The sequence below is a fragment of the Rothia sp. HMSC069C10 genome (assembly GCF_001812205.1).
GTDB lineage: Bacteria > Actinomycetota > Actinomycetes > Actinomycetales > Micrococcaceae > Rothia > Rothia mucilaginosa.
Window position 1 is genome coordinate 82346 of sequence record NZ_KV808282.1, and the last position, 15455, is coordinate 97800.

Genomic DNA, 15455 nt, shown 5'->3' on the forward strand with positions numbered 1-15455 from the left:
AGTATTGCGGACACTACCTTTCAGTGTATCTGTGCAGAAGGGGATAAAGATAATCTCCGCCCTGTAATGAACTGATATTTACAGCCATTCCAGAACGGAGATTTAATATATGCGAATACTGGCATATTTTGAGGTGGAAAGTGTTTGCGGGATGGTTCGCTAACGCCCCGTAAAATCAGCGCGCCAGCAGACTCAACGCGCCAGCAGACTCAGCGTTCTGGCAGAATCAACAAACGATTCGTCACCGGATGCCTCAACACCTCAATCGGATGCTGATACACCTCAGACAACAACTCCGCCGAACACACCTGCTCAGGGGCGCCCGAAGCAACCACCTCACCGCCACGCAACAACACCATACGGTCAGAATACGCAGCCGCCACATCCAAGTCATGAAGCACCGTCAACACCGCAGCACCCTCAGCAGCCAACTCACGGCTCACCCGCAACGTCTGCTCCTGATGCGTAATATCCAACGCCGCAGTCGGCTCATCCAAAAGAATCAGCGGAGTCTGCTGAGCAAACACACGCGCCAAATGCGCACGACCACTCTCACCACCGGACAGAGTCGTAATATCGCGATCCGACAAGTGAGTCACCGACGTACGCTCCATCATCGAAGCAACCACGGCGTCATCCTCTTCAGCGCGCTCCGTACCCTTCCACGGGGTGCGGCCCATCTGAACCACCTCATGCACCGTGTACGAAAACGCCACATTCAACTTCTGCAACAGCATCGCACGCTGACGCGCCATCTGACGGGCAGGAATCGAACCCAGAGGGGTGCCATCCAACAGAATCTCACCGCCACTGGGCGCAATATCACCAGCAATCACACCCAACAGAGTCGACTTACCGGCACCATTAGGACCAATCAGCGACACAACCTCGCCCGCAGCAACAGACAGAGACACATCATTCAAAATCTGACGCCCACCAGCGTTAAAACACACACCGGACAGGCTCAACAACTCACTCACGAAGCACCTCCGCCCTGACCCAGGGAACGACGCAACAACACGAAGAACGTCGGGCCGCCCACCAAAGCCGTAAAAATACCAATCGGCAAATCAGCAAAAGGCACCAGCGTACGCGCACCCAAATCAGACAGCGCAATCAACAGCGCGCCACCCAATGCCGAAGCCGGCAACAACACACGATTCGACGGACCCAAAATCATGCGCAACAGGTGAGGAATAATCAGACCAATAAACGCAATAATGCCCGCATACGCCACCGCAGCACCCGTCAACAAAGCCGTCGCCGCAATAGACACCGCACGCAGACGCTCCACGTTCACGCCCGAATGCTGCGCCGCACGCTCACCCAACGCCAGAACATCCAGCGAAGACGCCATCACAAAACACGCCACCAAGCCGATCAGAATAACCGGCCACACGCTCGCCACTGCCTTCCACGTGGAACCGTTCAGCGAACCCATCTGCCAGAACACAATCTGATCGCGGCTCGTCGTATCAGCAATAAACATGAGGAACGCAATAATCGCATTCGCCACCGCGGTCACCGCAATACCCGTCAAAATCATCGACAGGACCTTCGCACGACCCGAAGAACGCGACAGGAAATACACCAGTGCAGTAGCCGCCAACGCACCCACAAACGCGAATGCAGGAGTCGTGAAAATACCGAAGAACTGCAGGTTCAACACAATCGACAAACACGCGCCAACCGCCGCACCCGAGGAAACACCAATCACGCCCGGCTCAGCCAACGGGTTACCAAACACCGACTGCATCACCGCACCGGAAGTACCCAAAGCGGCACCCACCAGCACACCCAACAGCACACGCGGGAAACGGATATTCCACAGAGTGCTATCCGCCAGCTGCATCGCCGGGTTCTCCGGCGCAAGACCCAGGCGGCGGCCCACAGAAGCAACCACCTGATCAGTCGGGATATTGTACTGACCCAAACCCGCAGACAGCACCATCACAGCGCACAGTGCCACCGCCAAAAACGTAAACGTCAGACCGGCACGACGCCGACGTGAAGCACGATAATCCCGCGCACCCGCCGCACTCTTCACGGCAGCCACTACTGGCCCCCCGCAGGAGTGGAGTACGCAGCCTTAGCGAGCGAGAGCAACACTGCAGGAGTATTCGGGCCATAGGACAGAATCTGGCCGTCACCCATATCAATAATGCGCTTATTCTTACCGGCAGTCGTCTCACCCACACCCGGGCGAGCCAAGAAACCATCCAAACCGCCGGTGGACTTAATGCCGCCGCTCATGGTCAGAATGACGTCCGGGTTCAGCTTCACCAGCGCTTCACTGGTCGCCGGAATAATATTCGTCGCGTTCTGCTCAGACGCCACATCCTTGCCGCCAATAGCCTGAATCAAATCGTCAGCGCCCGAACCCTTGCCGAGCACGAAGAACACGCCAGCGGTGCCGCGCACGTACAAGAACGCGAACGACACCTGCTGTGCACCCTTCGGGGCGACGTCCTTGAGCACCTGCAGGGCATAATCCAGGTCCTTCTGCACGCGGGCAGCAACCTGCTCGCCCGCCTCCGGGACACCCAGCGCCTGCGCAACAGCCTTGAGCTGCGGAATGATCTTATCCATACGACGCTCATGATCGAAGACCACCACGGTCACGCCCGCTGCGCGCAGCTGATCCACAATCTCAATCGGGCCGTTGCTCTTATCCCACAGCACCAGGTCCGGGGAGGTCGCCAGAATCGCCTCAGCGTTCAGGTCGTGACCGTTCTGGGTCACCAGCGGCAGATGAGCCAGAGACTGCTCCGTCGAGGAGGTGACACGGCCAACCAGACGACCGCCCAGACCCAGCGCAATCATCTGCTGAGCCAGAGTGCCGTACAGGTCCAGCGCCAGCACACGGTCAGCGGACTTAACGGTTACCTCGGTGCCGTTGAAATCCTTGAACGTCACGGGGAAAGCCGGGGTGGGGGTATCGACCATCGGCTGAATTTCGGGGGTATCTGCGGCGCTATTGGGGCCGCGCAGAGCCTTCTGATCAGGGGCAATAGAAGAACGCAACTGATCGGCAAGGTTCTCCAAAACGGTGCGAGTGCTCTGCTCATCCACCACAGCCTGCGAAGCACTTGAAGAAGCGGCCGGGTTCTGAGTACCCACACCGCAAGAGCTCAGCAGAAAAGCGGAAGTGATGGAGAACGCCGCATACTTCACTGCATCGCGGCGGTTCAGGGCAGAAGAAGAAAGGGAAGAAAACATCGTCGTCTCACAGAAAAAGGGAAGCTAGAAAAACTGGGGTAGGCGCCGGGGTAAAACCTGGCACCTGAAGCGGGGGTGCAGTGAAAATCTGCACCCCCGCACGGGCCGTGTCGGCTTACCGGTGAACCTCATGGTTGAGTCTCACGGGCGAGCCGACAGTGTGGGCATCCTCGTGAGGTACCGTTATGCCTTCTTGCGGCGGCGAGTGTACACGACGGTACCCGCGCCGGCTGCAACAGCGATGAAGCCTGCAACTAGGGTGCCCTCAACACCGGAGGCGCCGGTGGAAGCCAGAGGCTTGCCGGTGACCGGGTCGCAACCCTCACCCTCGTAGACGGTCTCGGACACGGTCTTGGTGGTGGTCTTCGCGCCGTTAATCGCCGCGGAGAAACTCAGCGGAGCCATGTCCTTACCGGCATCGTAGAAGCCAGCGAACGCCTTCGCGCCCTCAGCGGTCAGGGTGGTTGCCGCACCGTTGACGCTCACAGCGTCAGAGGAGCTCTGCAGACCCGAAAGATCCACCTTCAGCAGTGCCACCTCACCGTAGTTAGTTGCCTTGCCGGAGGGGTCATTGCTGTTCATGGTTGCGTAGAGAGTGCCGGAATTGCCGTTAATCTCAAGGCGCGGGTTCGCAATGGTGGTGTCCAGAATGCCGTGGTGACCGGTGAAACGAACCGAACCGCTGAAGGAGATGGAACCCTTACCGCCCTTGAAAGTGCCGGTACCGTTAGACCAGTTGAACGCATCCGAAGAGTAGGAGGTGCCGTTCAGCTCCCAGCTACCGTTCGCGATGCCGCCGCGCACGTAGTTGCGGAAGGAATCACGCACGCCCCAGCCAAGGTTTGCGCTCTTAATGGTGCCGTCGGACGCGCCCTGCTCCTGCACCTCGCGGGTGCGGGTGACGGGTACGCAGACCGGCTGTGCCGGGTTGTTGCTGACAGAGCCGTTCGAGGAAGAACCGCCGTTAGAGACGCTGCCGGAGGTGCCTGCCGAACCGTTAGAACCGGAGCCGTTAGCGCCGGAGTTGCCGGAGGAGTTCGAGGAGTTGTTATCGGAAGAGCCGTTCTCAGAACCCTTGTTATCGGAGGACTTGTTCTCAGAGACGCGGGGAACCTCAACGGTGTTCTCCGCGGTCTGCTTGCTGAGCTTTACGGAGAAGCTCAGCGGTGCCATGGCGTTGTCGGCACCGCGGTACTGGCCCGCGAAGAGCACGTCGGAACCTTCAGCGGTGAGCGCGACTGCTGCGTTCTGTGCCGAGAAAATGCTGTCCTTCACGCTCGCGCCGGAGAGGTCCACCTCGGCGATAGCCAGGCCGGTCTTAGAAACGGACTTACCGTCGCGGGTCAGCGCGTCCACGTCAGCGACCAGGGTGCCCTTGCCGTTGACGACGACCAGGCGCATGTTCTTGATGGTGCTCTTGAGCTGACCGTTGTGGCCGGTGAACTCTGCGGTGCCCGCGAAGTTGATCTGACCGGTCTTGGTCTCGGGGTTGTACACGCCGGATGCCTGAGTGTACTTGAAGCCGCCAGCTGCGGTCTTCTCCATGCCCTCAACGTTCACGGAGCCGTGCGCGAAGCTGGTCAGGTACTTCAGGAAGGACTCGCGGATATCCCAGCTGAGGGTGCCGGACTCGACGACGTTGCCGGTGACCTTTTCTTCACGCTTGGGCTCGGTGGTTGCGGCGGGGGAGGAGGGTGCCGCGGAGGTGGGGGCTACGCTCGGCGCTGCAGAAGTGGGCTCTGCAGGCTTGGGGTCTGCGGGCTTGGGGTCTGTGGGCTTGGGTGCCTCGCTGGTCGGTGCGGAGGAAGGCTCGCTGCTGGGCGCAGCAGTCGGCTCTGCGGTCGGCGCAGCACTCGGCTCGGCGCTGGGTTCAGTGCTGGGCTCAGGGCTCGGCGCGGGTGCTTCCTTGGTCACGATGGTTGCGGAGAAGCCGAGCGCATCCAGCTCCTGACCTGCCTTGTAGAAGCCCGCGAAGGCGCCGGTTGCCTCTTCGGAAAGCTTGACGCGGGTGCCGTTTTCCTCGTCAACGCTGGGCAGGGTGATGGTGTTACCCTCAACCTTCAGACCGGAGGCGTTGAAAGTGCCGATGGTCATGTTCTTGGTTTCGACCAGGTCGTTCGGGGTGGTGTTGCCGTTGTAGGGGCGCGACTGAACGTTGGCGCGCACGGTGCCCACGCCGTCCTTAATGGTGACGGAGAGGTCGGAGATGATGACTTCCAGCAGACCGTGGTGTGCGGTGTAGTGAATCGAGGAGCCGGTGAAGGTGACCGAGTATTCGCCGTTGGCTACGGTGCCTTTGGCGGAGGTGAAGTGGTAGGAGCCGTCTTCGTTGGTGGTGACGCCGGTCAGTTCCTGGGAGCCCTGGGAGAAGGGACCGTTGATGTAGGAACGGAAGGACTTCTTCAGGCCCCAGTTGACGGTGACGTCCTGCAGGCTCTGCTCTGAGGCTGCGGTTACCTCACCGGCGCTGACGTGGGAGTTGGTTTCAGCTGCGAAGGCTGCGGGTACGCCAGCGACGCTGCTGAGGCCGATGGTTGCTGAAGCCAAGAACGCCCAAGTGCGCTTGGTGAGAGAGGGGGTAGACATTCGGTGTCTCCTTGAATTTTGTGATTGTGGTGTTCGTATCAAGTCTAGCCCTATTAGCCTATGTTTGTGTAACTTAATGCCTAGGGTGACTTGTGTATGAGGTTTACCTTAGCAAATTTTTTACGAGAGCTATTGCCAAAACCGGTTTTTGGTGACAATATGTCATTAACAGGTTTTGGTGACATCGTGTCACTAAAACATTTATTGTTCACCCACAAGCCACTTTAGGAACTCACCATGACTATTACCGCCCCCGAAACCACCCAGGAACGCTTCTCCGCACGCCTGAAGGAAAGCACCAAGCACGTCCACGACAACGCTGAACACTCCACCTTCATGGAAGACCTCATGGGCGGCTCCCTCAACACCGAGGCATACCTGCGCCTCATCAACCAGTACGTGCACATCTACGAAGCACTCGAAGCAGTCTCCGAACACTACCGCGCAGAACCCAGCCCCATCACCGAACCCTTCACCCACCCCGGCCTCGACCGCGCAGAATACATCCGTGCAGACATCCGCGCACTCGGCCAGGAAGGCGACATCGACGCGCCCCTGCCCGCAACCGCAGAATACGTAGAGCGTATCCGCGCCACCATCAACTCCCCCGAACGCTACCTCGCACACCACTACCTGCGCTACCTCGGTGACCTCTCCGGCGGCCAGGCAGTCGCAGCGCTCGTCAACCGCCACTACGGCATCCCCGCCGAAGCGCTGAGCATGTACCGCTTCACCGAACTGCCCAAGCCCAAGGTCTTTAAGGACGGCTACCGAGAACTGCTCGACAACGCACCCCTGACCGACGAACAGCGCGAAGCCCTCATCGAAGAATGCATCGAAGGCTTCCGCATTAACGCCTCCCTGTTCGCGCAGCTGGGCCGCAAGGTCGCCGAGGCATAAACCCAGAACGCGCATAAACAGAACGCCTCAACGCACAACCTCTCACCGCTCAACGCACAAGCCAGCGGGCATAACAAAAGGGGCGGATGCTTTCGCAAGCATCCGCCCCTTTCGGCGTTAGTCTCAAACTAGTCGAAAACTAGCCCTTAGCAACCTCACCGAAGTGAGCTGCCAGAGTGCCCTCGTGAGCTGCACGCAGCTCATCCAGGTCAATGGAAACCTCATCCTGGAAGTCCAGAGCGTTCGATGCAGCATCCACCACACCAATACGTGCGAAGGGGAACTGGCGAGCGGTGCACATATCCTTGAAGCGCACCTCCTCAGAACGCGGAACCGAAACCACAACACGGCCCAGGGACTCCGAGAACAGCAGGGTGAACAGGTCCACGCCGTCACGCTCAGCAACCTCACCCAGGCCGATGCGGGCACCGGTGTTGAAACGCAGGCAAGCCTCCGACAGAGCAGCAGCCAGACCACCGGCAGACACGTCGTGAGCGGCATCAATCATGCCGTCACGAGACATGTTCACCAGCATGTCACCCAGCTGACGCTCCAGAGCCAGATCAACCTTCGGCGGCTGACCGCCCAGGTGACCCTTGAAGCGAGCCCACTCGGAGCCGTCCAGCTCATCGCGGGTGGTACCCAGCAGGTAAATCGCCTGACCGTCGTGCTCAGGAGCCCAACCCGAGGGGGTGCGGCGGGTGACGTCATCCATCACGCCCATCATCGCTACCACGGGGGTCGGGTTAATAGCCTTGCCACCGGTCTGGTTGTACAGGGACACGTTACCGCCGGTCACCGGAACACCCAGCTCCATGCAGCCATCAGCCAGGCCGCGAACAGCCTCAGCGAACTGCCACATGACGTCCGGATCCTCGGGAGAACCGAAGTTCAGGCAGTCAGACACAGCCACGGGGCGTGCACCAACGGTCGCAACGTTACGGTACGCCTCAGCCAAGGACGCGCGAGCACCCTCGTACGGATCCAGGTAGGTGAAACGAGGGGAGGCGTCGGTCGCCAGAGCAACACCGAGGTTGGTGTTCTCGTCCACGCGCACCACACCGCCGTCGTCCGGCATGGACAGGGCGGTGTTGCCCTGAACGTAGCGGTCGTACTGGTTAGTGATCCAGGACTTGGAGCACATGTTCGGGGACGCCATGAACGCCTTGATTGCCTCGCCCAGCTCCTTACCGCGCGGGCGGGAATCGTCAGCAGCCGAACCGGTGAAGTGGTTAGCCTGAACGTCATCCTGCCACTCCGGGCGTGCGTAAGGACGCTCGTAAGTCGGGCCGTCGTGTGCAACAGTGCGGGGGTCAACATCCACGATGACCTCGCCGTCCCACTCGATGACCAGGCGGCCAGAGTTGGTGACCTCACCGAGGAAGGAGTACTCCACGCCCCACTTGTTCATGATCGCTTCGAAGCGCTCCACGTTCTCGGGGGAGACCACAGCCATCATGCGTTCCTGAGACTCAGACATCAGAATCTCGCCCGGGGTCAGGGTGGGGTCACGCAGCAGAACCTTGGTCAGGTCCACGTGCATGCCGCCCTCACCGTTAGAAGCCAGCTCGCTGGTTGCGCAGGAAATACCCGCAGCACCCAGGTCCTGAATACCCTCCACCACGGAGCCCTTGAACAGCTCCAGGCAGCACTCAATCAGAACCTTCTCAGCGAAGGGGTCGCCCACCTGAACGGCAGGACGCTTCGAAGGCTTGGTGTCATCGAAAGACTCGGACGCCAGCACCGACGCACCGCCGATGCCGTCGCCACCGGTGCGCGCACCGAACAGAACAACCTTGTTGCCCACGCCCGATGCGTTCGCCAGGCGGATATCCTCGTGGCGCATAATGCCCACAGCCAGTGCGTTGACCAGCGGGTTTGCCTGGTAGCAGGAGTCGAACTCAACCTCGCCGCCGATGTTCGGCAGGCCCAGGGAGTTACCGTAACCACCAATACCGGCAACCACGCCGCCAATAACGCGGGCGGTGTCCGGGTGATCAATCGCGCCGAAACGCAGCGGATCCATCACAGCAATCGGGCGTGCACCCATGGAAATAATGTCACGCACAATACCGCCCACACCGGTCGCAGCACCCTGGTAGGGCTCCACGTACGAGGGGTGGTTGTGGGACTCAATCTTGAAGGTAACAGCCCAGCCGTCACCAATATCGGTCACACCGGCGTTCTCACCGATACCGACCATCAGGTCCTTCTTCATCTCATCGGTGACCTTCGCACCGAACTGCTTCAGATGAACCTTAGAAGACTTGTAGGAGCAGTGCTCGGACCACATGACCGAGTACATTGCCAGCTCAGCCGCGGTAGGACGGCGACCAAGAATCTCCTTAATATCCTCGAACTCGTTCTCCTTCAGGCCCAGCTCAGCCCAGGGGAGTTCGGTGTCCGGGGTTGCCGCCGCGTGCTCGACGGTGTCGAGGTTAAACTGCTTTTCGCTCATAACTTCTTAGAATCCTTGTCGTGCGTTAGCGGGCGTTAATCAGGTTGGCAAGAACGGAGGTGAACACGCCGAGACCATCGGCGCCACCGCGCAGAGAAACCTCACCAAAACCAGAAGAGGAAGGACCGAAGCCAGGCTCCACAGCGTGCTCCGGGTGCGGCATCAGACCGACCACGTTACCGTGCTCATTGCTGATACCAGCAATGTCGTTACGGGAACCGTTCGGGTTGAAACCAACGTAGCGGAACACCACGCGACCCTCAGCCTCCAGCGCCTCCAGAGTCTTCTGGTCAGCAACATACTGACCGTCCTGGTTCTTCAGAGGGACAACAATCTCCTGGTCAGCAGCATAGTTGCTCGTCCAGGAGGTGGAGTTATTCTCAATGCGCAGAATCTGGTCACGGCAAATGAACTTGCGGTGATCGTTCTTAATCATCGAACCGGGCAGCAGGTGAGACTCAGTCAGAATCTGGAAACCATTGCAAATACCCAGAACAGGCAGGGGAGCGGAACCGGAGGTACCAGCAGCGTTAGCGGCATCAATCACCGAACGCATCACGGGAGCCTTCGCAGCAATAGCGCCAGCACGCAGGTAGTCACCGTAGGAGAAACCGCCAGGAATAATGACGGCATCAACGTTCTTCAAATCAGCGTCGTCGTGCCACAGCTCAACGACGGTACCGCCAGCCAGACGGACAGCACGCGCAGCGTCACGGTCATCCAGGGTGCCGGGGAAAGTCACCACGCCAACGCGTGCATCAGCGAAAGCGGGGTTCGGGGAGTAAGTAGAAAAGTCGCCAACCAGGGGGACTTCAGTAGGTGCGAGGGACTCTGCCATAGGTATTAGTCCTCCAGAACCGAAACGTTCACAACGTCTTCGATGACAGGGTTCGACAGCAGCTCTTCAGCAGCCTTGCGGGCAGCTGCGAGGTGCTCCTCAGTAGCCTCACCCTCGACGGTCAGCTCGAAGCGCTTACCCTGGCGAACATCCACGAAGGAATCAACGCCGATACGGGGCAGCTCGTGAGAAATAGCCTTACCCTGCGGGTCAAGAATTTCGGGCTTGAGCATAACATCAACAACAATACGGGCCATGTGTGGGCACTCCTTGGGTGCGTGGGTTCTGTATGAGCCGTATCTCATCTTACCGTACTAACGACCGTAACGGGGGTATGCGTTCGGTTGGTGGATACTCTAAGAGGCTCGAATCACGTCTTTTACGCCTCGAGGGGCGGAAGATAGCGCTCGCACACCGCAAGCAGGCGCTCACGCAACTCAATGGAATGTTCCGACAGTTCACGCTGAATCCGCACGTACTCAGCCTTACCCTCGGTCGTCTCCACCGGAATCGGTTCGTACCCCCAGCTGCGAATATCGTAGGGGGCCGCGCGCATATCCAGCTCGCGCGCATCCCACGCCAGGTCGAAACAATCCATGACCAGGGCCGAATCAACCAGCGGCAGCAGCTTATACGCCCACTTGTACACGTCCATATTCGCGTGCAGGCACGCGGGCTGCTCCAGGACGCGCTGCGTCTCGCGGGTCGGCTGCAGCTCGTTCAACGGTGCCGCCTGCGGCATGAAGAAACGGAACGCATCAAAGTGCGAGCAGCGGATGCGGTGCTCCTCCACCACGCGGTCCGTGCCCTCCGCACCCAGGCGCAGCTGTAGGTAGTCGTGGCGGATATTGTTCTCCACCGACTTGTACGCCATCGCCCACTCGTGCATGCCGAAGCAACCGAACTGGCCCTTCTTTGCGGCCGTGTTACGCAGGATCTCGTGGGTGAAGGCGAGGGCGGTGGCGCGGCGCTCCACGAAGTCGGTGACGTCCACGGTGACGGCGGAGGCGGCATCCGCCTGGGCGCGCGCAACCTGCAGGGTGCAGCCAGCGTCAAGGAGCTCCTGCTCGGTGGCGGGTCGGTAAAAACGCCAGGAGGCGCGCTCGGGCGCATCCAGCAGGATGATGCCGGCGCCGGGGTGCCAGCGCTTAAACTGGCCGGGCTTGAGCGTGTAGTAGGTGAAGAGGAAGTCCTCCACGGGGTGCACTTCGTGGCGGGCGCGACGCTGCGCAAACGGGTCGGCGTAGCGGCCGGCACGCGCCTCATGGGCGGCAGCGGCGGCACGCCATTCGCGGGCATCCATCACCTGGGAAAACACAACACTACTCATGCTTCTAGCCTAAACGATGCTGTGACAAGGTAGTGGACGTAGCAATGTCTATCTAGTTACTAGAAGACCGGGCTTTAAACTCACGTTCATAATCGTCAAACTGTGGGCTATTAATCACTGCAGTCCGAAGATAACGGGCAAATTGACCCGCTCCTGCTCGTTCAAGTGCGCGAGGAATATCAGTCTCCGTGAATCCCTTAGAGTGAGCATAAGATTCCTGGGAAAGATAGACCTCGGCAAATAAGGAGGGATGAGCGTATTCGGTGAATTGCATCAGAAAATCATCCGCGCTGAGTGTCTCATAATTTTGAATATTCTGAGCTTCTTCCGTGGAAGCATAATCGAGCAGTTTGCGGTCATCGGTGACTAATGCGTGCATGCCGCCGTGTTGGGCGGCAGCATGCACATGAAGATCGTTTATATCGGGAAAGCCAGCAACTGGTTCAACAGGGAAACCTGCGATTAGGGACTTGCAGGATGTCAGGATTTGTTGTTTCCATTTCTCAATTTTTGCATCATGAATCATTGGGTCCTTTCGGCGTGTGTGGTATCCAAACTCATCCATGATTCCGGTGGATACGTATGGAGCGAAAAATCTGTAGTCACTCTCCTTTGTCAAAAGGAGAATCCAATCGCGAAGAGTCTTAGACATCAGAATGTTCGTATCCAGTAGGACAGATTCAGCATCTGATAATGTGCTCTCTTTTACCACGCAGGTCCTCCGATAATGTCGTTGAGATTGTTCTCTTCCTCAAATTTCCAAAGATCTTTGAGAGCTTGTTCCTTCTGCGCGATGGTCTTCTCCAAAAGGGTCTTGCGGAAAACTTCTGCGTCCCCGGTGCGGATGCGGAAATGGCTTCCTACTTTGAACGCGGGGAGCTCGCCGGAACGAATAGCCTTCATAAGGGTCGGGCGTGAGATGCCAATGCGACGAGCTGCCATAGTAGTGGTCAAGTACTGTGGGCTGGTCTGAATCTCGATGCGCTGGCCCTGTGCTAAAGCATGCAAAACCTGTTGAATAACTTGGCTAAGCGCATCACCGATTTCCTGGCTTTCATTCCCTGAAACGGTCAGAGTAACGGCAGTTTCGTTTGAGTCCCCGAGTAGCTTTTTTGCTTCGGTTTGGGCTTGATTAAGGGTTTCCTCCTGCAGGAGTTGGGTGTTGGGCATCTTTGTTCCTTCCTTGTATTACTGGATTGCATTTGGTGCTTAGCTCAAGTAAGTTAGAACCTCGCAAAATGTAGTCCAGTAGCTATAACTCTACCTTGTATCTGAAATAACTGTAAAGTGTTTCAGTTATTTCATTTGTAAACAGAAAAGGGGAGGGGCGGTGCTGAGAAAACCCAGCACCGCCCCTCCCGAAGCGTACAGCCCACAAACGAGCTAAACCCTAGCGGCCAGTACCACCGTAAACAGTAGCCTCGCCCTCAGCATCCAGACCGAACGCAGTGTGCACCGCGCGAACAGCCTCATCCAGCTTGCTCAGCTCAGTAATCACCGAAATACGAATCTCAGAAGTCGAAATCATGTCAATGTTCACGCCAGCGTTAGACAGGGCCTCAAAGAAAGTGAACGAAACACCCGTGTTAGTCTTCATGCCCGCGCCAACCAGCGACAGCTTACCAACCGACTCGTTGTAAATAACCTCCTGGAAACCCAGCTCCGCCTTAGCATCCTCCAGCGCCTTCAGCGCGGTGGGGCCCTGATCCTGATCCAGGGTGAAGGAAATATCGGTCACGCCGGGGCGGTCAGTCGGCACGTTCTGAACAATCATGTCCAGGTTAACCTTCGCCTCATTAATCAGACCGAACACCTTAGCTGCCGAACCGGGAACATCCGGAACACCAACAACAGTAATCTTTGCGCGGGTGCGATCATGCGCGACACCAGAAATCAGGGGCTGCTCCAAGGGAATCTCCTTCAGATGGGTGGGGGTCAGTTCCGCGGACTCCTCCGGAACCACAATAGTGCCTTCAAGGTTAGAGAACGAAGAACGCACGTGAAGCTTCAAATTAAAACGACGAGCATACTCAACACTGCGCAGGTGCAGAATCTTCGCACCGTTCGCCGCCATCTCCAGCATCTCTTCACTGGTGATGGTATCCAGCTTGTGCGCGGTCGGCACGATGCGCGGGTCGGCAGTGAAAACGCCGTCCACATCCGAGTAAATCTCGCACACATCAGCGTTCAGAGCAGCAGCCAGAGCAACAGCAGTCGTATCAGAACCGCCGCGGCCCAGAGTCGTAATATCGCCGCTCTGACGGTTCATACCCTGGAAACCGGCCACAATCGCAATATTTCCGGCCTCAATCGACTCACGGATACGCTCCGGGTTGACCTCCACCAGACGTGCAGAACCGTGCACGCCGTCGGTAATCATGCCAGCCTGAGAACCAGTGAAAGACTGGGCCTTAGCACCCAGGTCGTTAATAGCCATCGACAGGATGGCAGTTGAAATGCGTTCACCGGCGGTCAGCAGCATGTCCAGCTCACGGGAAGGAGTGACATTGCTGGTGACCTCTGCGGCAAGGTCGAGCAGCTCATCGGTGGTGTCACCCATAGCGGACACCACGACGACCACATCGTTACCTGCCTTCTGAGTGTCCACGACGCGGCGGGCAACGCGCTTTACGCCCTCCGCATCAGCTACGGAGGAACCGCCGAACTTTTGGACGATCAGGCTCATTGATATCTCCAGGTCAGTTACTTGTGTGCCACCGGCAGAGCGCCGGTTCCTCACCTATAGTAGACGGCGTTCAGTCCGCACGGCTAACTAAGCCCCCGTATGTATTGATTCGTGGAATATTACCGAATGTTACGCGGGTCGTGGCGGGCCCGGGAGCGCGAACCCTACCGCGCACGTACTAGTGGTGGAAGGCTAGGTCCACGGGTTCACGTAAGTCACGCCCGGCAGCGGCGGAACGTCCGGCTTCGGGGTGCGTAACGGGGCGTTCTGAATAGTGCGGATCTTCTCCTCATAGTCCGGGGCGCGGAACACCTCCGGCGCATCTTCCGCCTGCTCGGTTACGGGTGCTTCAGTCGGTTCGGAGGTAGCGCTCGCCGGAGCCTCCTCGCCGGAGTCTTCGCCCAGGTCAGGGGTGGATTCTGCTTCTGTGGCTTCAGGCGTAGAGCCCGCACCAGAATCGGTGGGGGAGGCTTCCTCGCCTGATTTCTCAGCCTCCTGCAGAACCCGCTCGATCAGCTGCTCATCCACCGTGCCCTGCACACCCTCAGCGGCGGGCGCCGCCGGGTCGGAAACGGCAGAATCCTCAGAATCCAGGTCGTCAAACATGCTCGAATTCCAGCGGCGACGACTCTGCTTCGCCTCCTGAGCCTGAACCTGAGCCGCCTGCTCACGCTCCTGCTCCTCCTCACGGTTCACGCGCTCAAAATCCTCGGCGGCAGTATGCGCCGCCGCGGTGCCCTCGCTAATGACGCGGCGACCCTCCAACGCGCGGCCCAGAGTAATCTCGTCCGCGTACTCCAGATCGCCACCGACCGGCAGACCCGACGCCAGACGCGAGAGGCGCACACCCAACGGCATGAGCATGCGCGAGAGGTAGGTTGCGGTCGCCTCACCCTCAAGATTCGGGTCCATCGCCAGAATAATCTCCTGGATGCGCTCATCCGCCAGGCGGGACACCAGCTCACGAATACGTAGCTGCTCCGGGCCCACGCCCGCCAGCGGGTTAATGGCGCCGCCGAGCACATGATAGCGGCCGGTGAAAGAACGGGTGCGTTCAATCGCGACCACGTCCTTGGACTCCTCAACCACGCACAGCACGGACGGGTCACGGCGCTCATCACGACAGATCGTGCACAGCTTCGTCTCGGAGACGTTACCGCACTCCTCACAGAAACTGACACTGGTCTTCACCGTGGAAATCGCGTTGGCTAGGCGCGCCATATCGGCAGCGTCCGCATTCAGAATATGGAAGGCGATACGCTGAGCCGACTTGGGGCCCACACCCGGCAGGCGGCCGAGCTCGTCAATGAGGTTTTGAACTGCTCCCTCGTACATGGCTTCTCCTTCTGATGCGGTGTGCTGTGCTGGTGCGTTGCTCTTGGGTGACGTTATGAGTATGCACCCAACCCCTGACAGTTTAGGGGCGTTTCGCGTAGCG

13 protein-coding genes are annotated in these 15455 nt (G+C 58.8%); 1 reads left to right on the plus strand and 12 read right to left on the minus strand.

Going from position 1 to position 15455, the window contains the following annotated elements; translation table 11 throughout:
• Positions 1 to 209: 209 nt before the first annotated feature.
• From HMPREF2842_RS00335 to HMPREF2842_RS00350, 4 genes are all read right to left on the minus strand, one after another.
• Complete coding sequence (locus HMPREF2842_RS00335) at positions 210 to 980, minus strand: heme ABC transporter ATP-binding protein (RefSeq protein ID WP_012904204.1); 771 nt, start codon at positions 978 to 980, stop codon at positions 210 to 212.
• Positions 977 to 2056, minus strand: coding sequence for a FecCD family ABC transporter permease (locus HMPREF2842_RS00340; RefSeq protein ID WP_070634299.1), 1080 nt, complete (start codon positions 2054 to 2056; stop codon positions 977 to 979). The genes HMPREF2842_RS00335 and HMPREF2842_RS00340 overlap by 4 nt, the downstream gene beginning before the upstream one ends.
• Positions 2056 to 3219 carry a heme/hemin ABC transporter substrate-binding protein gene (locus tag HMPREF2842_RS00345; protein WP_049338235.1) on the minus strand — a complete coding sequence of 388 codons (1164 nt, stop codon included), beginning with the start codon at positions 3217 to 3219 and terminating at the stop codon, positions 2056 to 2058. Before HMPREF2842_RS00345 ends, HMPREF2842_RS00340 begins: the two co-directional genes overlap by 1 nt.
• Positions 3220 to 3402: 183 nt before the next feature.
• Positions 3403 to 5805, minus strand: a complete 2403-nt coding sequence (locus HMPREF2842_RS00350; RefSeq protein WP_070641806.1) for an HtaA domain-containing protein — start codon at positions 5803 to 5805, stop codon at positions 3403 to 3405.
• A 237-nt stretch (positions 5806 to 6042) separates the two neighbouring features.
• Here HMPREF2842_RS00350 and HMPREF2842_RS00355 point away from each other — a divergent pair, with 237 nt between their 5' ends.
• Positions 6043 to 6705 carry a biliverdin-producing heme oxygenase gene (locus HMPREF2842_RS00355; RefSeq protein ID WP_070599145.1) on the plus strand — a complete coding sequence of 221 codons (663 nt, stop codon included), beginning with the start codon at positions 6043 to 6045 and terminating at the stop codon, positions 6703 to 6705.
• Between the two features lie 139 nt (positions 6706 to 6844).
• On the opposite strand, the gene purL is transcribed toward HMPREF2842_RS00355, so the two are convergent.
• The 8 genes from purL to recR all read right to left on the minus strand — a co-directional run bounded on the left by purL (position 6845) and on the right by recR (position 15352).
• Positions 6845 to 9163 (minus strand): phosphoribosylformylglycinamidine synthase subunit PurL, encoded by a 2319-nt coding sequence (gene purL, locus HMPREF2842_RS00360; RefSeq protein WP_070641807.1) that lies wholly within the window; start codon positions 9161 to 9163, stop codon positions 6845 to 6847.
• Between the two features lie 25 nt (positions 9164 to 9188).
• A complete protein-coding gene (gene purQ / locus HMPREF2842_RS00365) occupies positions 9189 to 10001 on the minus strand; it encodes a phosphoribosylformylglycinamidine synthase subunit PurQ (RefSeq protein ID WP_070641808.1) in 813 nt (270 codons plus the stop codon).
• A gap of 5 nt (positions 10002 to 10006) precedes the next feature.
• Positions 10007 to 10258 carry a phosphoribosylformylglycinamidine synthase subunit PurS gene (gene purS / locus HMPREF2842_RS00370; protein WP_005507194.1) on the minus strand — a complete coding sequence of 84 codons (252 nt, stop codon included), beginning with the start codon at positions 10256 to 10258 and terminating at the stop codon, positions 10007 to 10009.
• A gap of 122 nt (positions 10259 to 10380) precedes the next feature.
• Positions 10381 to 11331, minus strand: coding sequence for a 3-methyladenine DNA glycosylase (locus tag HMPREF2842_RS00375; RefSeq protein ID WP_070641811.1), 951 nt, complete (start codon positions 11329 to 11331; stop codon positions 10381 to 10383).
• 52 nt (positions 11332 to 11383) lie between these two features.
• Positions 11384 to 12043, minus strand: coding sequence for a PIN domain-containing protein (locus tag HMPREF2842_RS00380; RefSeq protein ID WP_005507191.1), 660 nt, complete (start codon positions 12041 to 12043; stop codon positions 11384 to 11386).
• A complete protein-coding gene (locus tag HMPREF2842_RS00385) occupies positions 12037 to 12501 on the minus strand; it encodes an excisionase family DNA-binding protein (protein ID WP_005507190.1) in 465 nt (154 codons plus the stop codon). The genes HMPREF2842_RS00380 and HMPREF2842_RS00385 overlap by 7 nt, the downstream gene beginning before the upstream one ends.
• 220 nt (positions 12502 to 12721) lie before the next feature.
• Complete coding sequence (locus HMPREF2842_RS00390; protein WP_005507189.1) at positions 12722 to 14017, minus strand: aspartate kinase; 1296 nt, start codon at positions 14015 to 14017, stop codon at positions 12722 to 12724.
• 192 nt (positions 14018 to 14209) lie between these two features.
• The gene (gene recR / locus HMPREF2842_RS00395) at positions 14210 to 15352 is read right to left on the minus strand and encodes a recombination mediator RecR (protein WP_070641814.1); all 1143 of its coding nucleotides are present in this window, start codon (positions 15350 to 15352) and stop codon (positions 14210 to 14212) included.
• Positions 15353 to 15455 lie beyond the last annotated feature (103 nt).